Source organism: Roseivirga sp. UBA1976, from assembly GCF_002336325.1.
Classification (GTDB): Bacteria; Bacteroidota; Bacteroidia; order Cytophagales; family Cyclobacteriaceae; genus Roseivirga; species Roseivirga thermotolerans.
Window position 1 is genome coordinate 1 of the sequence record NZ_DDDQ01000151.1, and the last position, 22721, is coordinate 22721.

At 42.2% G+C, this 22721-nt stretch carries 17 protein-coding genes; 10 read left to right on the forward strand and 7 right to left on the reverse strand.

The genetic code is table 11. The annotated features are described in order from the left end of the window. Positions 1-148: 148 nt before the first annotated feature. The 7 genes from B3763_RS15415 to B3763_RS15445 all read right to left on the reverse strand — a co-directional run bounded on the left by B3763_RS15415 (position 149) and on the right by B3763_RS15445 (position 11067). Entirely contained in the window at positions 149-5545 is a 5397-nt protein-coding gene (locus tag B3763_RS15415) for an AAA domain-containing protein (protein ID WP_286747595.1), read from the reverse strand. 254 nt (positions 5546-5799) lie between these two features. After that, positions 5800-6858 carry a site-specific tyrosine recombinase/integron integrase gene (xerA, locus tag B3763_RS15420; protein ID WP_286747597.1) on the reverse strand — a complete coding sequence of 353 codons (1059 nt, stop codon included), beginning with the start codon at positions 6856-6858 and terminating at the stop codon, positions 5800-5802. A gap of 116 nt (positions 6859-6974) precedes the next feature. Then, positions 6975-8444, reverse strand: a complete 1470-nt coding sequence (locus B3763_RS15425; RefSeq protein WP_286747599.1) for an aminopeptidase P family protein — start codon at positions 8442-8444, stop codon at positions 6975-6977. Between the two features lie 25 nt (positions 8445-8469). Beyond that, positions 8470-8709: a 50S ribosomal protein L28 gene (gene rpmB / locus B3763_RS15430; protein ID WP_189628223.1), complete on the reverse strand. Its 240-nt coding sequence runs from the start codon at positions 8707-8709 to the stop codon at positions 8470-8472. Between the two features lie 162 nt (positions 8710-8871). Next, positions 8872-10389: a PH domain-containing protein gene (locus B3763_RS15435; protein ID WP_286747601.1), complete on the reverse strand. Its 1518-nt coding sequence runs from the start codon at positions 10387-10389 to the stop codon at positions 8872-8874. Further along, positions 10370-10909, reverse strand: a complete 540-nt coding sequence (locus tag B3763_RS15440) for a PH domain-containing protein (protein ID WP_189628221.1) — start codon at positions 10907-10909, stop codon at positions 10370-10372. Before B3763_RS15440 ends, B3763_RS15435 begins: the two co-directional genes overlap by 20 nt. Beyond that, positions 10906-11067, reverse strand: a complete 162-nt coding sequence (locus B3763_RS15445; RefSeq protein WP_189628220.1) for a DUF5522 domain-containing protein — start codon at positions 11065-11067, stop codon at positions 10906-10908. The genes B3763_RS15440 and B3763_RS15445 overlap by 4 nt, the downstream gene beginning before the upstream one ends. A gap of 83 nt (positions 11068-11150) precedes the next feature. Between B3763_RS15445 and rocD the strand changes: the two genes are divergently transcribed. The 10 genes from rocD (at position 11151) to B3763_RS15495 (ending at position 22714) form a co-directional block, all read left to right on the forward strand. Further along, positions 11151-12431 (forward strand): ornithine--oxo-acid transaminase, encoded by a 1281-nt coding sequence (gene rocD / locus B3763_RS15450; protein WP_286747603.1) that lies wholly within the window; start codon positions 11151-11153, stop codon positions 12429-12431. Positions 12432-12592: 161 nt separating this feature from the next. After that, positions 12593-12760, forward strand: coding sequence for a hypothetical protein (locus B3763_RS15455; RefSeq protein WP_189628218.1), 168 nt, complete (start codon positions 12593-12595; stop codon positions 12758-12760). Positions 12761-12942: 182 nt separating this feature from the next. Then, the gene (locus tag B3763_RS15460; RefSeq protein ID WP_286747606.1) at positions 12943-15186 is read left to right on the forward strand and encodes a tetratricopeptide repeat-containing sensor histidine kinase; all 2244 of its coding nucleotides are present in this window, start codon (positions 12943-12945) and stop codon (positions 15184-15186) included. 40 nt (positions 15187-15226) lie between these two features. Beyond that, positions 15227-15889, forward strand: a complete 663-nt coding sequence (locus B3763_RS15465; protein ID WP_286747608.1) for a response regulator — start codon at positions 15227-15229, stop codon at positions 15887-15889. Between the two features lie 313 nt (positions 15890-16202). Then, positions 16203-16769, forward strand: coding sequence for a hypothetical protein (locus tag B3763_RS15470; protein ID WP_286747610.1), 567 nt, complete (start codon positions 16203-16205; stop codon positions 16767-16769). 214 nt (positions 16770-16983) lie between these two features. Continuing rightward, a complete protein-coding gene (locus B3763_RS15475; protein WP_286747612.1) occupies positions 16984-17562 on the forward strand; it encodes a hypothetical protein in 579 nt (192 codons plus the stop codon). A 3-nt stretch (positions 17563-17565) separates the two neighbouring features. Continuing rightward, positions 17566-20541, forward strand: coding sequence for a hypothetical protein (locus tag B3763_RS15480; RefSeq protein ID WP_286747614.1), 2976 nt, complete (start codon positions 17566-17568; stop codon positions 20539-20541). Positions 20542-20667: 126 nt separating this feature from the next. Beyond that, positions 20668-21126, forward strand: coding sequence for a hypothetical protein (locus B3763_RS15485; protein WP_189628212.1), 459 nt, complete (start codon positions 20668-20670; stop codon positions 21124-21126). Between the two features lie 20 nt (positions 21127-21146). After that, entirely contained in the window at positions 21147-22190 is a 1044-nt protein-coding gene (locus B3763_RS15490) for a hypothetical protein (protein ID WP_286747616.1), read from the forward strand. 131 nt (positions 22191-22321) lie between these two features. Beyond that, the gene (locus B3763_RS15495; protein WP_286747618.1) at positions 22322-22714 is read left to right on the forward strand and encodes a hypothetical protein; all 393 of its coding nucleotides are present in this window, start codon (positions 22322-22324) and stop codon (positions 22712-22714) included. The last annotated feature ends 7 nt before the right edge of the window (positions 22715-22721 follow it).

Consider the following 22721-nt stretch of genomic DNA (forward strand, 5'->3'; position numbering starts at 1 on the left):
CTCACGGCCGTCTACTCGATTGGGCAATCGTGCTTTTTCTTTTCTGTCCGTGCGTTGGCTCAGACACACTCTTTGACAAGCTTTGGCTGGTGCGTTGGCTTTGAGCGGCTTGGCAATGTGTGTGGCTGTTGAGCGTTGGAGTCATTGGTTATCTTATTTCAATTATTTCAACTTCACTGTTTGTGTCGCCTATTGTAACCCTTTCTCCAATTTTTCTACCTTTTATTGAAGTAGCTAAAGGCTTCATAATATTTACAATTTGCACTCCATCAATAATTTCAGCACCATTAGTAGGATAGTCCACCAACTTCACTTTCAATTCCTTTTCATTACTTAGGAATTTGATTTTAACTGTGCTGTTAAGTTCGACTCTATTGTCAAAGAGAGAGTTTGGAATCAATTCTACTCGTTCTACAACTGGTTCTTGGTCTTTTTTCGAATGTCGTTTAATTATAGACCATTCAGATTCGTAATAATTATTATCAACTGGTTTTCCATTGGCAGTAAAACTTTGGAATACTAATCGACTGATGTCATTGTAGATATCTAAGGGTAAAACATTGTAATCTATTCGGTCAAAATCATTGTAAATTACTTTGTAGCCTTGCAAGTGAAGTTGCTCCCGTGTCGAAATGTTTTCGGTCAAATGCGCTTTGAATTTTCTACGACCATTCTCATTGAAGTAAATGCCAATGATTTTTTCAGTTTCAACAGCTTCGATATGCACCAATTCCCCATCTTTATTCAAACCATTCATATATTCTTTGCCAATTCTTCTTGAAAGAAGTATTGGAATATGGACTTTATTCACATGACCTGATTTATAGCATTGTAGAAGAAAACCTGTCTGGTATTTTTCTTGTATTGGAATTACATAATCAGCTTCCAATGGCTCTTTATCTGTCAGAATATATGTCCCTGATTTAAATAGGTTGAAGTATCGAAGTATTTTATCTGTTCTTGGTCTTGAATCAATAGGTTCAAATTGTTCTTCGGGAGTTTCTTCATCATATGTGTCAATGACCAAATCTGAACTTTGCGCATCTAATGAATCATCCGTTCTTACTTCTTTTTCCTGTTGAATATTAGATTCCTGATAGCCATAATCTGAAATCGGTTCTATCTCTTTTTCTTCAAATACAGGAATCATGTTCCAAAGGGGTTCTAAAGCTTTCTCTCTATTGGTGTAATATTCATAGCCACGAACTCTGAAGAACTGCCAACCGCATCTTTCAAGTACTTTTTGGCGCATTATGTCATTTTGATGCTGTTCGGGGCCATGCCATTTATCACCATCACATTCTATGGCTATTTTAGTTCCATCAGGTAATAGTGCAACCATATCAATCTTGTATCGACCTTTCGCCACTTCGTATTGAGGTATAATACTAAGTTGCTTCCTTACAATATCATTGTAAACGTCAACTTCAAACCAACTGTCGAAAGGCTCAGGTTGTGTACCCATTCGCCTTTCTATTGGCGTGTTGAAAATCGGTTGATAGGAGTTGTAATTTTTGAAATGGTCCAATAGTTTGTAACGTAAATCATTTGTATTACTCAAATCGTCTAACTGCACCGAATGGAATAAATAAATCTGCTCTTTGGCTCGACTTACAGCAACATTGAACCGTCTTTCGTCTTCTGGTTTAACAAGTGCTGACCTATTGTGATTGTGAGCTGTTACCAAGCTTAAAAAGATAATATCCCTTTCATCACCCTGAAAGGATGAAGAGTTCCCACAAACAATTTTACGTTTATGAAATTCCTTTTCTCCAATTCTTTTCAGGAGTAGGTTTTCAATCACATTTGCTTGTTGATTTCCCTGAAGGGTTATCACTCCGATTGACTTCCCATTATAGTTTTCGTCTTCGACTAACTTCCCAATTGTTTCAGCAATGTGATTTGCCTCTGGCTCATTTATAATTCTTGCGCCTCTGCCTTCTGTGTAGCCATTGGGACAAAACTCTGCCACCAATGGTTCAAGACGATTTTCGGAATATTGTTTAAGTGGATAAAGCCCTTTTCCATCAGGGGCATAAAAATGACGATTTGAAAATTCAATTATTTCAGGCATACATCTGAAATGTTCTCTAAGAACGGTAACTCCATCACAGAAAAATTTAGCATGGTCGAAAAAGCTAAACTCCGTACCGTAATAATCAGAAAACGGGATTCCATTTAGATGACGCTTTATGTGAGGTGTCATAGTGTTTGCGTCCACACCAACATATTCAGGTGAAGTCTGTTTGTCATCTCCAACGATTATAATATTCTTTGTAATGTAGAGCAGGAATATTGCATCAGGTCCAAGTTGACTGGCCTCATCAATAATTACATAATCGTACATTTCTTGTTCAGGCTGTATCGTTTCCGCAACCTTGTATAAAGGCATAATCCAACAAGGCACAGAATCTTTGCAATGTTCCATTTCTTGTTGAGCAATTTTCCGAAACTTCATTGCTCTTTTTCCTTTTCCCGTCTTACCAATTTTCTTTACTGCCATTACCCAAGCATCTAAATGCTGTCTTAAAGAGCGGTTTTGTTGTAAACCTTCAACAACTTTATACCATGCTTTCTTTGAAGCGAGCTTTGCAGTCAGTCTCCTTTCCTTTCGTTCTAATTCATTAAGGTTTTGAATGAGTTGATTTTCATAATTGACATCCATCAGCTTTTCAAGTTGATGTTGCGCATTTCTGAAATAGATTGCTTGTTTTAAATTTTCTACATCCTTAGCTGAAAAGGAATCGTCCTCTACCAATTTTGTTGTGGATGGGATTTTAGAATAAAGCTCTGAACGTAAATTTTTGAAATTCAGAAAATTCTCTTTTCCATAAGCTAGCTTTTCAATTCTGTTCAGTAATTCTTCATAAGTGTGGAAGTCAAGGTTGTTGTATGCTTCAATTATGTTTTCCTTAATTGGGTGGTAGCCTTTTGGAACATAATTATTCAGATATGCGGTAGATTGATTAATTAGCTCATCAAACTCCGAAATGCTCTCTTTTAGTTTGCTATACTCGGCTTTGAGAATAGATGTCTTTAGGTCTTCATTATCAAAAAGTTTTATCTGCAAATTGCTAATGGATTCTATAGCCAATTTCACTGCTTTTGCTTCTTCTATTAACTTTGATAAGCGTAGCACTTCATTATGAATTTGCTTGAAAAATGAAATTTTCTTGAATAGTAAGTTTCCTTTTGGCTCTTCTTTTCCCCAAATTTCTGATAGCTCAATAAAGTCTTGTCGAAAAGAAATATCATTCAATACAGTTTCATACTCTTCAATGGTATCGCAAGGACTTCCATTGACACGAACCGCTTCAATAAAATAAAGACGTTCTTTTATTTCTCTTGGTAGAAATGGCTTTTTAATTGAAAAAGTAAATCCTGATAACGGATTACCTTCATTTAAGTATGCAAGAAGTACTTGAGCATCATTTTTAAGTTGCTTTAAACTTTTGTCCTGAGGATAAGAGACTTCAATATCCTTATCAATCTGTCGTAAATCATGCTTTTCGAACTTTTCGAGCACTGACTTTGACTGATTCAATATTTGCAACCATTCCTGATTTCTGCCTTTCAAAAAGGATTCTATAACAGAAGAAGTGAAGTCAATCTGGAATTTATCTACTTCGTTGTAAAAGTTTTGAAGGTTATTTAGCTGTTGAAATAGTTGGTCAAAATCTGAACATGAAATTTTAAGGTTAGCATCTTTTGGAAAAGAGCCATTAGCAAGCTTAGCAGTAAGACCTGAATATTCCTTTAACTGGACAGCAGTAAGTAATTTATTGGGATCAGGTATTTCAAAAACAAATTCATCAGTCTCTATTTGCTTGTAATTTTCATGCAGTTGAATGAATTCCGTTAAGCGTGAAAGCAACTCATTATTTTCAATATTACTGAAATCGTCTTCGTACCATTCGAATAATGGAGTATCTCTTTCAAGGCTCTCAGCAATTTCAGTTAAAGTTCCTTTGTATTTTTCGTTAATCTCCTGTTTTCGTGTTGCTTTTTCCTTAATCTTGACAAGATTGTTAGAGGTTTCAGCGATTGATTCTCTCGTCTTCTTTAATTCATTATCAAACTCATGAATTTGTGATTGATATTGAGTTAGATTGGCTCTTGATAATTCATCATTTATGGCGTTGACACTTGATTGTAAGTCTTGGATGGAAGATGAATCCCCACTCAAAAGGTTTACTGCCAAATCTTGAAATTCGGGAGGGAGTTTATCCTTTAAAACTTCCAATGCTCTTTTTGTATAGGCGGTAATTAGAACCTTTTTACCGTTTGCGAGCAAGTGACAAATTAAATTGGCAATAGTGTGTGACTTTCCTGTGCCTGGAGGGCCTTGAACGAGAACTTTATTGTTTCTTTTGGATTTTTCAACAATCTCTAATTGTTCGTCATTGTATTCCTTCGGGAAAAATATTGGCTCAATCTGTGAACCATTAAATGAGTTATCTGGTGAGGAAATATCATCTTCAATATCTGGGTGGATGCCTATAAGGTCATTTATTGTCGGAATTTCAAGGCTATCATTACCATTTTCAATATTCTCTAATATCTTCTCATATAGAGCGGTAAAGCTTCGAGTATTTCTTTTTCTAAGTAAGAGAGCTGGGGAAAATGTGATATTTGGTTTTGAAGGTGTTCTATTTGGCTTTTCAATTAAGTGGTTATAGCTGCCATCAGGAGAAACCCTTTCTGCAAACATTTGTAGAGCATCTTCTGTGTTGCTAAAAATTGTTTCAATATTTTTTTCTTTAATGTAGTTTTCTACCGCCTTTTCGGCATCTATGATGTTTTGCGAATCAAATTGGTCAAATAAGTCAAGGATGGAATCAGTTTCAATTTGGGGCGCAGATTCTAAGTTTGGTGAAACGAAAATTTGTGAGTCCTTTTGAGAGTACTCGAAGTTAATGTCGACTCTTTGGGTTAAAATATGTCTGAAAATCTTCGGTCTTTCATCATTCTCCTTGAAGTTCAATAGTCCGACACCAACCACTAATTCGTACTCTTCTCCAAATTGCTGGGTCTTGTTGAATATTCGGAAAAGTTGTTTGTAGACAGAGTTTAATTTCTCATACTTCTCATGTTCAATTCTGTATGCTTTGAGTTTCTCGTTATATTCTATCAGGTCATCAATCCATTTTTTGTCAATGTATTGCTGTAATTCTTTTTCAAGTTCTGGGAAATCTTCTATTGAAAGAGTTTCTCCTTTAATTTCAAGTGATTCCTTTAACTTGGGTTCATCTTCTTCATTTAATAATGTTGGCTTGTCAATCCATTTTTCCAAGTTTTCCGTAAGCTTGGAAAATTCTGGTTTCGTTGGCTCTTTAGGCTTTCTTACTTTTAACCAATAGTCGTTGTCTTCGTTGAAGTCGCTTCTGATAATGTTTTCAAAAAGCTCATTTTCGGGAATGTCGTCCAGCCAAAATTTCTCAGGATATTGTGTTTCTTGAGCGTCAATGTCGCGGACAGGGTTACTTCTAAGTTTCGAAAACTCTTTGAGGTAGTTAAATATTTGTAAGTATTTGTCCTTTTTCATTTCACTCCATTATTCCTTTGTCAATTTATCAATTTCCTGTCGAGCGTTGGCAAAAATTCAGGCTCTTTTGGTTTTTTGCGTTGGCTTTGTGTGTCGGCAAAACCAAATGTGCCTGAATGCGCGGTCGGCTTTTCTGCATGTTGCCCAACGTTAGCTATGCGCCACTGTGGTGGCGGTTATATTTAATATAGATTGAGAAAAGGTGCTTATAGCCTTCCAACAGGGTGTGCTATAAGGAGTTTTAAATGAATCTCTCAAATATTGAGTTTGTCCAAAGGTGAAGCGATTTTTTCCCATCCTTTATGAGTTATATGTGTATAAATTTCTGTCGTCTTGCTAGAACTATGACCTAGCAATTCTTGAATATAACGAAGATCAACCCCACTCTCCAACAAATGAGTGGCAAAGCTGTGTCTTAAAGAATGAAGCGTCACTTTCTTTCTAATGCCGGCATCGTATAGAGAGGTTAAAAATACTTTTCTGAGGCTTGAGGCTGAATATTTTCCGCCATGTAAACCTTCAAATAAATATGCTTTCGGTCGGTACTTTTTAAAATACTCACGCAGCACGTCTAGTGCTTTCTGTGAAAGTATTGTTACTCGGTCTTTTTTGCCCTTACCACCTCTGATAAAAACCCGCATTTGCTCACTATCAATATCTGTGATTTTTAAATTGATCAACTCTCCGGCACGTAAACCTGAACTGTAAACTAATAATAGCATGGCTTTATGTTTGAGGTTATGCACCGAGTTGAAAATGGCAGCAACCTCTTTTTCGGTGAGTACCTTGGGCAGCTTAAATTCTTTAATTGGTCTTTCAATATGATAGTACCCTCTTTCCCGACCCAATACTTTTTCAAAGTAGAATTTGATGGCATTGATGTATTGGTTCTGGCTGCTTGTCGACACCTTTTTTTCCTTTACCAGGTAGGTTTGAAAAGTCATCACTTCTTTGTCGCTAAGTTTTTCAGGAGGAGTCTCTGGAAAATGATTTAAAAATTGCTCAAAAAGTGAAAGATAGGTTTGAATAGTATTGGGGCTGTAACGTCTTCGCTCTAGCTGTTCGAGGTATTCTTTTGGAAGATTCGATTTGGATTTGAATTTAACCGGAGTATTTAATTCCGAGTGGCTAGTATCAAAGACCTTGGTAAGGTCTTCTTTAAGTTTTGGAGTGAAGGGAAAGAGCCAAAGTTTTAATTCAGGGTTCCAACGACCTTTAAGCTTTTTTGCTTTCGAAATCAAAGACTGATCATAAGGAATGGCTAATCCATAAAATTTTTCTTTTGCGAGTAATATGGTCTCCAGCTTGAACAAAATGTGTGTATTGAAAAACTAATGTACAAAAAAAGGAAACCCTCTTGGGCTTCCTTCATTCTTATCTCTTAAAATGAGCTATTTAGCTCAATTACCAAATTAGCTCATCATCAAATTTATTTACCTCCTTTTAGCTCAGGTAGCTTAAAGGCGTCCAGCGGGCTCGATTGCTTCATTAATGCCTCGATTTCTTCTGTAGTTCGTGGGGCAAAAGCCGAAAGCAGTTCAAAACCATCTTTGGTTATAAGCACATCGTCTTCAATGCGCACGGCTATGTTCCACCACTTAGGGTCGCACTTGCTGCCTTCGGGAATGTAGATGCCCGGCTCTATGGTAATGGCCATGTTTTCGCGCAGCACATCGTAGGGGCCAAGGTCGTGTACGTCAAGCCCTATGTGGTGCGATAGGCCATGCGGAAAGTAGAGATGCGGGCTGCTGGGGCTGGCTATAATGCCCAATTCGGCCAGGCCTTCGTTTATAATATCTTTGGTTAGTTTGGTAAGCTCTGCGAAGCTAACCCCAGGTTTGCACCGCTGGATAGCCGCTTCTTGTGCCTTATATACGAGGTCGTATATGGCCTTTTCTTCAGGAGAAAACTCACCGTCAACCGGTATGGTGCGGGTTACATCGGCCGTATAGCCGTGGTATTCTGCTCCCAAGTCCATCAATATCATTTCCGTACTTTCAATATGGGGCTTGTGATTCTCAATGTAGTGCAAAATGCAGCCGTTGTTTCCCGCTCCCACAATGGATGGATAGCCTTCGTATTCTGAGCCGTATTTTTTAAAGACGAATTCATGTATACCCTGTACCTCTGTTTCAGACATGCCCGGTCTCATGGCTTTCATTACCTCTACCTGTCCTACGGTCGAAATAAATACGGCCTTTCTCAAGAGCTCAATTTCTTCGGGGGTTTTAATGCCTCTCAATGAAGCCATAATGCTATTGAGGCTGCGGGTATCCAGGTTGTTGAGCTGAGGCTCTCTGCCCAAAGAGTTGGTTCCGCTGGAGTAGCCCGCCTTTTGTTTGAACTGCTCAATCAGGCTATAAAGGTCTGCCTGATCGTTTGGGTTATCGCGCACATCGTTTTTAAAGTCGTAAAACAACACTTTGTCGAATTTTGCAAAGTCTATGTTGTAGTCTTTGAAGGCCGAGCCGTTATAGGCGTTCTCAATCTTTAGTTGTTCTTTTACCCCGCTATCGCCCAGGCGTCTGCCCGTCCACATTTCGGCCATTGGGTTTTTCTGCTGAACAAAAAATATCTCATTATAACTGCTGCCTTCCTCATCCGTTTGGTTTTCTGAGAAAATGAGCAACACGGCATGAGGTTCCTTGTAGCCTGTGAGGTAGTAAAGGTTGGGGTCCTGATGGTAGACATAGTCTACATCGTTGGAGCGGTTGCGCACCGGATTAGCAAAAAATACGGCCACTGAGTTTTTAGGCATGCGCTTGCGTAGCTCATCGCGCCTGTTTTTATGAAACTCGGTAGAAAGATAGTCGGTAGGCTTCTCCTGAGCTCTGGAAACAAAAAATCCTGACAGGAAAAATACTATCAGGATTGCGTATATTTTGTTAGGTCTAATCATAGCATAATAACGTTCTGAGACGCTATTATACTAAAATGTTGCCGTTTTGTCTTGCTTTTTTTAGAACAGCGGAAATACCATTTTTATTGATGGTTCTGATTGCCGAAGTAGATACTTTCAAAGTAATCCATTTGTCTTCTTCCGGAATATAGAACCTCTTCTTTTGAAGGTTAGGATAGAATTTCCTTTTGGTTTTATTGTTAGCGTGAGAAACGTTGTTTCCTACCTGAACTCTCTTTCCTGTGATGTCACAAACTCTTGCCATAACTTAGTGAATTATCCGCTTTTTCTAAACGGACTGCAAATATCTGAATTATTCCTAAAACTGCCAACAATCTTTAAAAAATCTCCCGGTCTAAATAAACCCTAAGGTATTGAAGCCTTCCAGAGGCTATACAGTGCATTTTTGGCCCCAAGTACAAGTGGCTTACATCCACTTTTCTGTACTGCTTTCTACCTTATAGAGCACATAGTTCTCCAATGCCTCCGCTTTTTCCATGGCTATAAACGGAATACTAATGTCTCCGGCTGCAGTACTTAGCTCTACGGTGGCCAAATTCTTTCTTCGCTGATACCAGCTTTGTTTAATAATTACTGCCTGTACTTTGTAAAGCTGAATGATCTCGTGGGTGTTGCCAAATGTACCTTTGTTATTTCTCAACATTTCAGCTGTGAGTTCAAAAGAGCGTTTACGATAGTAGAGTTCTATGGCCAGCAGGGAGGTAGGAATCCAAAGCAGCAACCAAAGCGCATTGGGGTTCCAGAAGTAATAGGCTGGCAGTATAACGACCAGTGCCGGCAATAGACTAACCGTAAGCCATAACCTATACCTGAGCAGGTGACTCACCCGGTGTTTTTCGTGTTCGCTGCTTATATCGAAAGGAAAAACCATTTGAACCACATGTTTTACCTGCTGGTGGTAGCAACCCGGAATTTTAATTTTAGCCTTTAACTGGTCGGCCTGAGCACTACTGGCTTGCTCAATCTCCAGAGTGAACATTTTAAATGCTTTGCGCAACGGGTTGTCGGACCAGCTAATGGTTTGCACCTTAGAACGATTAATGCTTATTTCTTCCCTGTTGAAAAGGCCTCTTACCAGTTTCAGACCTCGCTTACGGGTAGAAAGCTTTAGCTCAAAGTTCTTGAGCACGGTATTGATGAGTGAATAAAGGAAGGCAATTATGGCCACAATAATAACCGACCCCAAAAAGACAATCCAGCTATTGGTGACCACGTATTCTTCAAAACCCGAAAGCTGTTCCCTCACCAGGTCCTCCACATCATCGGTCAATTCGTTGAGGGTAGAAAAAACAAAGGCAAAGAGTATGGCCATCGACTTCAAATGGTTCTGGCTCACACCAACTTTAAAAAGGTCTGTTATCGAAAGGCTCAGAATAGTTTCTTCTACTTCCTCTTCTCTTTCGGCAGTAGTTACCCGGGCACTCTCCTGGCTTGTTTTGTCTACCAGTTGCTCTCGCTCTTCCAGTATATACTTGCGCAAAGCTTCGGCATCTTCTTTTCGAAGCGCATCTATGGTCAGTTCAGATTTTTTGGCTCCGGCCGTATCAATCTCAAGGCTCACTACGCCAAACATCTGATGCAACAGATTTTGCTGTAAGTTGATGGTTTGAATGCGCTCAAAGGGAATGTTGGTCTTGGTTTTTTTTAGCACCCCTTTGTCGATAATAAAGGCTCCTTCTTCGATATGAAAATAGAACCTGAAATAGGTAAGTACAGAACCAAGAAGGTTGAGTGCGGCAATGCCCAATGCTACGTAGCCAATTACCTCTTCAAAGGAGTTGCCGGCCTTTCGGCCAATAAACAGGCTGAGCACCAATGGCCAGAAAGATCGCAAGGTAAAGCGAATAAACTTGATAAGAATAATACCTATGGCTACCCTCGATTGCCTGGTGGGCGAAGCATATTTACTGCTGATCGACTCCATCTAGTGCGGTTTTACCCATTATATATTCTTTTATTTTCTGAGCATTTTCTTCTTTGAGCCCGGGAATTACCAAATCGCTGCTATCGCCCCCGGCTGTAAATACCTTTAGGCTATGCAGGTGGAAAATTCGTTCAATGGGTCCCTGCTTTATTTCGGCATGTTGAATGCGGTTGAAGGGAACAGAGGTGCGCTTGCGCCATAGCAGACCCTTGCAATAAATGATGTCTTTTTCTCGCAGGCTATAGCGTTTTCTGGCAAACGCCTTGATGGAGTACAGACTGCTACCGATCCAGAGTAAGAGCAGCGGGCCCAGAGCCAAACCAAATTCGGTAAGGCCATTGTCTATTTCATCGCTGAAATAGACGATGCACCCCGCACCAACCATAAGTACCAAAAAAGTAACCCCCGTAACAATGAGCGTCACCGACAGGTACTTTTGCTCAATGCCAAAAAAAGTTGAATGTTTTACCTCCGGTAATTCGGAGATATTGACGGATAGGTTCTGAAAAGTGTCTGTCATTTTTTAAAGCCATAGGGGCAATGTCGGCATCCGTTTTGGCAGCAATAGCCGCGCTTTTTCAGGTAGTGCTCCGTAAATACCAACAACCCATTTTTGTCAATGTAGTAATCTTCCGTTTTACTGGCAAAAGTACGTTGTTCCTTTCTCTGCTTTGTCATGTTTTAAGGCTGCAATGATTTTGATACCTTTGGTTCAGGAAATTTGTTTGGAGGAAAACAGAGACAAAGTTAAAGTAAACAATATGGAATTGGTACAATCTAGCAAAGAAGCAATCGCATTAGAAAATAAGCACGGAGCTCATAACTACCACCCGCTACCGGTGGTGTTGTCTAAGGGCGATGGCGTTTTCATGTGGGATGTAGAGGGAAAGAAATACTACGATTTTCTGTCGGCCTATAGTGCGGTAAATCAGGGGCATTGCCATCCCCGAATTGTTGGAGCTCTCAAAGAGCAGGCCGAACAGCTTACCCTTACGTCCAGAGCTTTTTACAATGATGTACTGGGGCCATACGAACGCTTTGTGACCGAGTATTTTGGCTTCGATAAGGTGTTGCCAATGAACACCGGAGCCGAAGCTGTAGAAACAGCTATAAAAATTGCCCGAAAGTGGGGATACGAGAAGAAGGGAGTAGAAGAAAACGAGAGTAAAATCATAGTCTTCGACCAAAACTTTCATGGCCGTACCACTACCATTATCTCATTTAGTAGCGATCAGGACGCCAGAAGAAACTTTGGGCCTTTTACTGAAGGGTTCATTAAAATACCTTACAACGATACGGCTGCTTTGGAAGAAGCTCTGAAAATAGACAATGTGGTTGGGGTGCTCATAGAGCCAATTCAGGGAGAAGCCGGAGTAAATGTGCCGGCCACTGACTTTATGAAAGAGGTAGCCAGGCTGTGCAAAGAGAATAATGTGCTCTTTATGGCCGATGAGATTCAGACCGGTATTGGCAGAACAGGCTCTCTGCTGGCCGTTTGTGGTGAGTGTGACTGTGCAGGACATTGTGAGCGCAAATCAAGCTATGCTCGTCCGGATATGCTCATATTAGGAAAAGCTATTTCCGGAGGTGTCTACCCCGTGTCGGCAGTGCTGGCCGATGACCACATTATGGAAGTTATAACGCCCGGAACCCACGGCTCTACTTTTGGTGGAAACCCCGTTGCCGGAGCAGTAGCGATGGCCGCATTAGAGGTAATTCGAGATGAAAAACTTACCCAAAATGCCAGAAAGCTTGGCGAGATTTTCAGAGAGCGAATGAATCAATTCATTGAAACCACAGAGTTGATTACTTTGGTAAGAGGCAGAGGCTTACTCAATGCCATTGTGATCAACGACAAGCCAACGAGCTCTACCGCCTGGGATATTTGTGTTAAGCTCAAAGACAATGGTTTGTTGGCCAAGCCAACTCATGGAAACATAATTCGTTTTGCCCCTCCTTTGGTAATGACAGAAGAACAGCTACATGAGTGCTGCGATATCATAGAGAAGACCATTCGTGAGTTCGAAAAGCAAGGTCGGTAGTTGACCAAAACCCAGCTATCGTGTCACTTATCAAATTTTTTCCAGCTTTTATGGAAAAAGATGGGTTTTTAGGTAGGGTTGTAACTAACTTGTGCGTTATCACACAGTAAGAGTCAATTTTTATGCTGTCTTCAACCAAAAGTCGCAGAATTTTTCACATCGTGAGTGTTACACTTGCCCTAATAGCCTTCGGTTATGGCCTGTTCTTAAAATATTCGAACAAGCCGGAAACGTTGGAAAGCAAAGGACACTCCTCCGAACTGGTAAAACATACGGACGATTCAACACCCCTCAAGGATAGAACCCTTCGGGTTGCCGAACCGGACTAGTCACGTATAGATTTGAATGAAGCAGGAGTTAGGACCATCAGTCTTAATTCCTGCTTTTTTTATGCCCGTGGAGAAGCGTCCTCTGCTGGCATCGGTCCCAATGGTTGTTGAGAAGCCGCAATTTTATTTGAGCATCTTTTGCGTCTTTTTGCTATTTTCAAAACAACTTCAAACCAATCCTTTTGAAAAAAAGAACCTTTCCGCTCGCTTTCGCATACCTGTTGTTAGCTATTTTTTTGTTTCAGGATCTTCAGGCACAAACCTCCTTTACCGATAGTCTGGAACGAGCACTGAAAAGTGCAAAAGGAGAGGATCGGGTGACAATACTTTTGCAGCTATCGAAATCTGCGGCCGATAAGTCTGAAGCCCTGCAATGGGCCAGGCAAGCCGTTGAGCTTTCACAGTCCGATAAAAACAAGGCCTTATCTCTGAATCAGGTAGCCTGGAGTTTAAAAAACAGGTTCGAGTTCGATTCGGCCACCAGCTATGCGCGGCAAGCTCTGACCCATGCCGAAGGGTTGGACGATGCACTGGTCACTTCCGATATCTACAATACTTTTGGTAGTATTTTCAATAATCGCAATCAGTTCGACAGCGCCATTTACTACAATGAATTGGCCCTGGCCAAGCGGGTAGAGGCCAATGACTTGCCCTCTCAAGCTGTTTCAATGAACAACCTCTCCATAATATATCAGCGAACAGCCGACTATGCCAAGGCGGCACAACTCATTGATAGGAGTATTAAAATTTATGAAGAACTGGGTATGGAGCGCTCCATGGCCGACTCTTACCTCAACAAAGGCAACTTGTTAACCAATAAAGGCGACCTTGATTCGGCCTATCTCAGTTTTCAGAATTCCCTCAAGGCCTATGAAAAACTCGGGCTCAATGTGATGATGACCTACGCGCTCATTAACATGGCCACGGTGGCGGTTGAGCTGGACAATTGGGATGATGCAGAAGCGGGCTATCGGCAAAGCCTGAATATTTTACTGAAGACCGATCCTGACCCTCAGCTATTGGCCTTTGCCTACAATGGCGTTGGGGTCGTACACGAAAAAGTCTATGCCGATGCCGACTCTGCCCTGCACTATTATTCGCTGGGAGCTGACAACGCCAGGCAGGCTCAGAGCAATTACCTGCTCTCCATTAGCCACAATAACTTAGGTTCGATCTATGCCGATAAAGGAGACTACCACAAAGCCATTGAATACCTGGAGAGCGCCAGAGAGCTGAAGACTGCCATGGGGGAGCGGTCGGGCCTATCGGCTGTTTATGTGGGACTGGGAGAAGCCTACCAAAGCATGGGAAACAGAGCTAAGGCTGAAGAAAACCTGCTGGCAGGCCTAAAGTTGGCCGAAGAAATTAACGAGTTGGGCGACAGGGAACGAGCCTATGGAGCACTCTATGAGTTTTATAAATCTGGCAACCAATACAAAGCCGCCCTCAACTACCTGGAAAAAATGAATATAGCCAAAGACTCGCTGCTCAACCGGGAGCATTTGGCCACTGTGGCAGATCTAAACATTGGCTACGAAACCGAAAAGAAAGAACAACAAATAGCCCTGCAAAACGCCCGACTTATGCAGCAAGATGTAGAATTGCAGCGCAATCAGATTGTTATCGTTAGTTTGATAATAATGGCCATTCTGCTGGTCGTTATTGTACTGCTTGTTCGCAACCGATCGCAGAAAGAAAAAGCTCTGTTGGAGCAAGAGACCAGGCTAAAGTTAAGAGAGGCAGAGATTAACGCAGTAATTGCCTCTCAGGAGAAGGAAAGAAACCGCTTTGCCCGTGATTTACACGATGGTTTCGGCCAGCTCATTTCGGTCCTCAAGCTAAACCTTTCTCAGCTAAATGAAACCTCTGCCAAAGAGGCAGAAAAGCGTTACGAAGTCTTTAAAAATGGCGAGTCTGTAATTAACGAAATGTATGCCGAGTTACGCAATATATGCTTCGACCTTATGCCCCAAACCCTGGTAAAGAGAGGCTTAATGCCGGCATTAAAGGAGTTTGGCTCCAGGCTTAATCAGACCGATCAGGTAAATTGCGAGGTGCTTGTGTTTGCCAATAACGAACGGCTCAATGAATTGGTAGAAATATCGCTGTTTAGAATTACCCAGGAATGGGTAAACAATATTCTGAAATATGCTCAGGCCGACCACATTACTATTCAGCTCATTCACCAAGATGGTGAGGTGACGCTTACTGTAGAAGACAATGGCAATGGTTTCGACCCTCAGATATTCTACCGGGGAAGTGGTAATGGCTGGAAAAACATTCAAACCAGGCTTAATCAAATTAAGGGTGAATTCGATATAGATTCTCGTCCGGGAGTTCGGGGTACTATGATGACGGTTGTTGTTGAAACCCGTAAAAAGCATTCGGACATACCCACCAGCACGGAGAAGGAATTGACCTCTTAATCGGATATTTTTGATAGATTAGGGTAAATACCTTGCAGGCATGAAATGGCTAGGTTTTACAGGCAAGGTAGAATTAACAAATAAAATGAAAATAGTCCTTGTCGATGATCATTCCATTTTACTGGATGGGCTTAAGAAGCTGATTCATGAAGATGATATGCTCACCGTGGTCGATGCTGTTGATAATCTGCCCGATGCCATCCGGTCTATAGACAAGCACAAACCCGAACTGGTGATTACTGACTACAATTTGGGGGAAGACGATGGCCTTTCTCTCGTCCAGAAAGTAAAGCGTATTCTGCCGGAAACCCGTTTCATTGTGCTTAGTATGCACGATGAGTCGCATCTGGTTAAAGAAATTTTGAAAGAGGGCATAAACGGCTATGTGCTCAAAAAAGATACAAAGGCAGAGTTGCTGGAAGCCATATACTCCGTAAGGGCCGGTAAAATGTATCTTTCCAGCGACATCAATGCCATGTTGGTGAAGAGCCTTTATGAACCCGATGAAGGCAAACTCCTTACCTCCAGAGAGCGCGAAATTCTTCAACTTATAGCCAAAGAGTATTCTAATAAAAACATTGCCGAAGAACTGTTTATTAGCGAACGAACGGTTGAAACGCATAGAAAGAATATTTTCCGAAAAACCAAAACCAACTCCATTGTGGGGCTCATTAAGTTTGCCTACGCTAACAATCTGATTTAGCCTTTGAGGCTTCATTAATAGCCAAAGTTTCGGCTTGCACTCCAACACAAAGAGGGTTCTTATACCTGCTCAAACAAAGAGCCACCTTACTAAGGTGGCCCCAAAAATCAACTAAGGAACTGACACTACTCAGTTAACCAGTAAAGACAATTGCTTGTCTTGCCTCAAAGCTGTTGAATATCTCTATGGCAAAACATCCGTGCCGGTGGGTATTCTTTCAGTCAATCAGTGCTGGCACTGAAGCACATTTACCCAAGGGTTGGGATGTTTTAAGGCTGCTTAACAGGCCAATTTAGATTCAAAAAAAGCAGCTATGAAAACAAAGAACGTATTACTAATGCTGTTGGCTTTGCTACTTTTTGCAGGCATTGCCAGTTGCGATAATGACGAGGGCACCACTCCCAAAGAAGATGTGGAAGAAGACCTGACAGGTGAGCCTGAAAGTTGGGTATTGGTAGACACCGACTCTTTTTTTGTGGCTTCTGCCACTGCACTTCCCGGTGGGTCGGGACCCTTCCGGTACCAAATAAACTTTGCCACAAGAGCACAGTTGAGCCAAAGCAATAACGATGGCGGTACGGCCAGTACATTTGCTATTCAGCTGGCTTTTGAAGCCCGACCTACGGCAACGGGTACATTTACCTTTACCAATGAGCGGATTACTATTGGTACCGGAGAGCTGAACCTTTATCAAACCTTTTTTGTGAACACAGGCCACTCCAGAGAAGACAAAAATTACCTTTCTGAGGGCGGGACAACTGTAGATGTATCTATTGCCGATGGAGTACTTACCTCCGACTTGAACGCCCTAACCATGATCAACGAGGCAGACGATACAGATTCATTCACCCTAAAGTGGAGCCTGCACCTTAACTGGTAGGCATTGCTTTACTGCTTTGAACCTACTTTGCCGGGCCTATTGGTCTGGTTCGCAAAAGCGAAGGCCAATACCGCTCGGCTCTTTTGTAATCTTTTGTGCATCAGTTTTTTACGTTGGGTGAGTACGTGCTGGCACGGAGGCCTAATTACTGGGCTTAGGGGATTCCCTCCAAGGTTTATTCCACTGATCTTTCAGCTATCAAAAATCAACTGAAATGAAAAGTTTTCCATTTGTTATTGGTCTCTGTTTACTGCTGTCAACATCAAAGTTGAAAGGCCAGAGCCAAACCATTGAGAGCGATGTGCGGACCTATTTTAACCTCCTGAGCAGTCAGAAAATAGAAGAGGCCCTGGACATGGTTCATCCGCAACTATTGGCCATGCTGGGCAAAGAGACCTTTGTAGCTCAGTACAGGCAAATGTTTAACACCCCGGGCATGAGCATGAGTATGGACGAGTTCAAAATAAACAGCATTAGCCCGGTATTTAACCACAGCGAACATGAGTATGCCTTGGTGAGCTACGCCTTCGCCATGACCTTTAAAGTTGATCTTTCGAACGACAAAGAAGGCCAGTTAAAGAGCCTGCTATTGAGCAACTACCAAAAGCAATTTGGTAAGGAGAATGTGAAGTTTCAACAACCCGATAGCTATCGGATTGCCATAAAACGCGAAATGTTTGCGGTAAACGCCAAAGACTATTCCACCTGGAAAGTGCTCGATTTTGAAGAAGGTATGAAGGTGATCATCAGCACATTTATTCCTGACGCAGTATTTACTCACTTTAAGAAATAAGCCATGAAAGCATTCATTACATCCTGTTTGTGGTTGCTGGCCACTTTGGGCATTGCACAAGATCTGCAAGTGCCCACACTCGAAAGCAAAGGGATAAACGGAAAGGTAAAGGCCATTGAGTGGCATACCTATCAGTTTGTCAACGACAAAGGCCTTACCTATGTGAAAAAAGATGTGGAGAGTTATGATGAATCCGGGCGATTGGCCACTATCTCAAGTCATCTCATAGCCAATAATCAAACCTATAAGTATGTATATACGGTAGATAAAAAGGGTTTGCTTACAGAAATAAAGGTGGTGAACCCAGCCAACAACCTGGCCCTGCAAACCACTTCTTATGAATACAAGAAAAGTTTAGTCACCAAAACCACGCAGGTCCAAGGCCCCAATACGGTGGAGAGGAATTATACCTACAACAAAGACAATCACCTGATTGCCGTGGAAGTAATACAAAATGGAACGCAGCAACTTACAGAGTACTATGAGGTAGACCAGGAAGGTAGAAGAACCAAGCTGAGCAGAAAGCTGCCCAATCAGGCAGAAGTTGAGGTAATTTCTACATATACCTACGAAACCGACAATGATCGGCTTATTACCAGAGAAAAAAGAAATACGGATCAGGGAGTCTTTGAAATCACTAAGTATACCGATAAACCGCTCAACAGAGATGTTCGTGAAGAAACCAAGAAAGTGAGTACCGCACAGCAGGGATTCAAGCGTCAGCTCTTTGAAGATGACTCCTTGGGCAACTGGATAAAGGGCGAGGTAATAGACGATCAGTTTGGCCGGTCTGCTTTAATTCTTCGGAAAATCATATATGCCGATGGCTCCGAAACGGGCAGAACCCAAATGGAGAGTCCGTTGGACGACCGAGGGCAGTTCATGAGAAAGTATTCGCAAATGCAGTTGGTTGTGAATGGCAGGGTGGTAAGCCAGGGGTATGTTCATGACATTCCCAATTCTAAAGACAGGTTAACCTATGTTGCTTCAGAGAAGGCCTGGTACCTGCTCAAAGATTATGATGCCACATCCAATATGACCTCATGGGGGGAAGCTCAAATAATTACCAATACACCCAAGGCCATTCTCTATTCCGAAGGCTCCAGTGGAGCAATAGAGTTGTATAAGGAAGGTAAAAAGCTCACCAGCGGAACTTCCACCTTTACAGATTACACCAAATATGAGGTAGGCTCTAGCGCTATAGCCTACCTACGGGCTGATATTAACAAGAGCCTGGTGGTTAAACATGCGAATAAACTGGGCGGAAAAGTAGGAGTCGCAGAGCTATTGGACACCCATTACTATTGGGGAAAAGCCACAGACTCCACGTATGTGCTAACGGGTTATGGGCGGTCTATCTCGGTGGAAAGGCAGTTGGAAGATTCCAATGGCCACAAGTTGGTGTTCGATCAGGTGGGGTCGGGCTTTTACTGGTACTATTTGCCCGATTTCCGCAAAAACTTCGATAATGGACAAAAAGGAGATGTTTTTCCTGCTGTTTACCTGAGCAAACCCATTGAGGAAATTAAGGAGAACAACCTTTTGAGTATAGACTTTTCAAATTTTCTGTTCGATAAGCTGGCCAATGGTAACTATCGCATAAAAACCTGGAAGGGCGATGTGGTGACCAATATTTCCAGTAAGCCTGTGAAGACTCCTGATAATGAGCTGATTGTGTACTATCCTTTAACTCAACAGTATCTTAGAATGGACGGGTACTATGCACTTGAAAATGGCAAGGAACACCTCAACAGAAAAATAACTCCGCTGCTAGAGGGTAGCCCCTATGGCTACTACTTATACAACGAGGGCAAAAGCATAGTTTTCTACAAGCCCGGAGTGCGGTTTACGAGCTATCAGTTCAACTCCCACAAACTTGATAACAACAAGCGCAAGTATGGTGCTCTGTTGTACGACTCCCTAACCAATGCCAGCTACTCCATGAACTACGATTTGGAACAGCCGGAGGTCATGGGCCCCATGAGCAGACTCCCCTATACCCAAGGCAATGTATACTTACTAAAGCTAGAGGCTAGCCGATGGGTGATTTTTGAAAAAGGAGCCAAGGTATCGGACTATGATTTCAGCGTTTTGACAGAAGACGACAAAGAAGTTGTTCATTTCTATAAAGATGAAAAGAATAAAGTGCAAGCCTATCGTTTTCCGGATTTCGATACCGCAGAGCCGGGGCAGTTTATATATGCCTATAATTTGGGAGCCGATGAGGTGAGAAAGCAGCTTACCGAACTGAGCATTGACCCGGACTTGACACCCAAATCGGATGAGGCTGAATTGGGGAATCTACGGTTTTCCAAGAGTGATGGACAGTTCTATATGACCAACGCCAACGGAATTTACATCCAGAGCAGATTAGGTTGGTTCGACTCATTTGGCACAGCTCACCTGATAACCTACGACACGGTCGATCATTTTCTATACCGCCTGGAAGACTATCAGTTATCTGAAACTATAGAGAAAGGAAAAGTGGAAGTGTTGATTTCCAATGAGCAAAATGGGGTAATACGGTGGGGGAAGAATAAAGCTCTGCTGGCCATTGCCGGACAACTACAAACCGATGTCAACAGAGAGTACATTACGGTAAATGGTCAAGATCCTGTTTGGAAAGAACTTATATACGACCAATCTAGCGGGGAGACTTACAAATTCGAGTATAAAAACGACTCCACCTTTAAGATTTTGCCCATAGAAAAACTCCCAAAGAATGCCGATGCTGCTTATCTGATAAAGGTAAGCGACAACTCCTTCGATCTGGTAGTAAAAGGAGATCGCATAAAAGATGACGGAGCGCGGTCTTATAACCACAATGGCGATATTCTTCGCTTTTTCACTCCACCGGGAGGCAAACTGAGTGCCTATCGTTTCAAAGGTTTTAGCAATGCCGGGTATTTAGATGTCATTGCTGCAGAGATAATCCCTTCGGCAGAGGTGAACGTGCTCCTCCAACAGGTGGGTAACTAGTCTATGGCCGCCATGCCGGCACTACGTACTGGTACGGAGGTAAATTCACCCTTTAGACGGGATGTGTTCGAGCCCCGGGTTTATGGAGCTTTGGTTTTGCATAATCAACTTTTTAATCCTTAAACAATGAAAAAAGCTACAACAATGATGGTATTGCTCGGGCTGTTTATGATAACAGCCTGTGGCGAAGACACAGAGCCTACGGCCAACGATTGTTCCGGAGAGGTTTGCCAGGCAAGCGCAGGACAAGACGAGACGGCTACTTCCGTTCCTGCTGCAATTCATGGCACATTCGAAATGGAATTTACCTACGCAGAACCCAACTCTCCCATTGCGCAGGGCACTGAAGCCACCTTTACAATTTCGGCCAACACACTGGTGGTATCTATAGAAGGAAGAGACTGCTTTTCTGTAGAGAATCCAGTGGCGCGTTTCGGAGCCACTTCAGGAAACTACACTTTTAAAGCAGCCTGCATAGAAGACATCGCCTTCAATGTGTCACAAAACAGTGACGGTAGCCTTAATGAAATCAATCTGGAACTAGCCAGTGGGCCGGGCTTCTACGGTCAGTTTACCCAAAAATAACTCATTCAAAATCAAGCGTTATGAGCAAGTATTTAACCTTAACCGTTTTATTGCTGTCTTTGAGCATGCCGGTGCATGCGCAGCAAATAGGAGAGATAGAACTCAAGGAATCTGGCTTCGGACAGAAAAAGCTGTCAAAGGCTCCTAAGAAAATTTTCATTTCCGAATTCAATATCAACTATCAGTTGGCCTATAGTCAAACATCCATTGCCAGAGGAGGGCGAGAGCTTGGTGGTGGGTATCGGGGAGATGCCACGGCCTCGTTGAGTGTCGCCATTCCGGACATCGACCTCAATGAACTTCAGAAGATTACAGATCGGGCTTATGAAGACTTTGTTAGTACCCTAAAGGCAAAAGGCTTTGAAATTGTAGAGCCCGATGTGGCCGCTCAGACAGAGCTCCTGTCCGATTGGGAAAGACTTCCGGGAGGTCAGATCAGTGAGGCTCAGTTTCCAGGCTATATAGCCACAATGCCTTCCGGCAGAGACTTCTTTGTGAGACGAATTACCAAGAAGGGTAGAACCAAAAATGGTGTTTTCGAATACGCAACCAAACTATCTAAACAACTCGATGGAGCCATAATAGTGAAAATGAATCTGGCCATTCCTTTTGTTGAAGAAGCCGAAGGGGGTGTGAGCAAAAGTTTAAGAAAAACCATTGGGGGCCTTGCCAAGGTGGTGGTAAAACCCAACTTTAGGTTGGCTAACTATGAGTCTGTTCAGGTGAGCCAAACAAATACGCTTACAATACAAACCAACAGCAGCTACATTTACATGGAAAGTTTAAAAGATCAGGCACAAGTTCAGCATGCTTTGAAAAAGGATGTTGAAATAGGAGGAGTCTTTGAAGACAAAAAGTATAAGGCCACGCAAAAAGCAGATCAGGACTTATGGGGCTCTGGCAATGGTTTCTACACTGTGTTTAGCTATGACGACAGAGAACTCGAAAAAACGCAAGCCATTCCATGCGATCCGCAGAAATACCTCAGTGGAGTAGGGCAGGTAATTTCCGGCTATGTGAAAAACTCACTGAATGGCTTCTTGGAAGCTTATGAAAGTAAATAAATAAAACCTCAATCAAATTTTACCGAGAGGCCGTATCCCAGGTCGGTCAATGTTGGGCTTTGTGTAAGCTTTAAACAATAACTGATTCTGTAAGGCCTCTCTTTTTTACCGTTTCTAAACCATAATTACCTATGAAAAAAGTATTTACCGCAATGGCCATTATGGCCCTGATGCTACTGGTTTGGTACATCAGTCAACCCGGTTATGGCAGCAAACTGTCTTTCGAGGGAACCGATGTGTACTATACCGAAGAGGTTACGGAAGAGGAGGCCCAAAGATTGGGAGAGTACTTGGTGCAAACCGGTTTTGCCGATGGTCGCGAAAAATCTGTGCAGCTAACAAAAAGAGATTCTGTATACCTTTTTAGAATGGTGGTAATGGAGGGAGTAACCAAAGACAGCACTAACGACCTAACCTTTGAGGCCATGGCCGTAACCCTTTCGTACAATGCTTTCAACAAAGCACCGGTACAGTTAGAGGCTTGCGACAACCGATTCAATACCCTGAGAGTATATGGTCGGTAACCAACAG

Bases quoted from the DNA above. Each gene is read 5' to 3' on its own strand.
- B3763_RS15415 (WP_286747595.1), bottom strand. From the start codon at position 5,545: ATGAAAAAGGACAAATACTTACAAATATTTAACTACCTCAAAGAGTTT.
- B3763_RS15425 (WP_286747599.1), bottom strand. From the start codon at position 8,444: ATGATTAGACCTAACAAAATATACGCAATCCTGATAGTATTTTTCCTG.
- rpmB (WP_189628223.1), bottom strand. From the start codon at position 8,709: ATGGCAAGAGTTTGTGACATCACAGGAAAGAGAGTTCAGGTAGGAAAC.
- B3763_RS15435 (WP_286747601.1), bottom strand. From the start codon at position 10,389: ATGGAGTCGATCAGCAGTAAATATGCTTCGCCCACCAGGCAATCGAGG.
- B3763_RS15440 (WP_189628221.1), bottom strand. From the start codon at position 10,909: ATGACAGACACTTTTCAGAACCTATCCGTCAATATCTCCGAATTACCG.
- B3763_RS15445 (WP_189628220.1), bottom strand. From the start codon at position 11,067: ATGACAAAGCAGAGAAAGGAACAACGTACTTTTGCCAGTAAAACGGAA.
- rocD (WP_286747603.1), top strand. From the start codon at position 11,151: ATGGAATTGGTACAATCTAGCAAAGAAGCAATCGCATTAGAAAATAAG.
- B3763_RS15465 (WP_286747608.1), top strand. From the start codon at position 15,227: ATGAAATGGCTAGGTTTTACAGGCAAGGTAGAATTAACAAATAAAATG.
- B3763_RS15470 (WP_286747610.1), top strand. From the start codon at position 16,203: ATGAAAACAAAGAACGTATTACTAATGCTGTTGGCTTTGCTACTTTTT.
- B3763_RS15475 (WP_286747612.1), top strand. From the start codon at position 16,984: ATGAAAAGTTTTCCATTTGTTATTGGTCTCTGTTTACTGCTGTCAACA.
- B3763_RS15480 (WP_286747614.1), top strand. From the start codon at position 17,566: ATGAAAGCATTCATTACATCCTGTTTGTGGTTGCTGGCCACTTTGGGC.
- B3763_RS15485 (WP_189628212.1), top strand. From the start codon at position 20,668: ATGAAAAAAGCTACAACAATGATGGTATTGCTCGGGCTGTTTATGATA.
- B3763_RS15490 (WP_286747616.1), top strand. From the start codon at position 21,147: ATGAGCAAGTATTTAACCTTAACCGTTTTATTGCTGTCTTTGAGCATG.
- B3763_RS15495 (WP_286747618.1), top strand. From the start codon at position 22,322: ATGAAAAAAGTATTTACCGCAATGGCCATTATGGCCCTGATGCTACTG.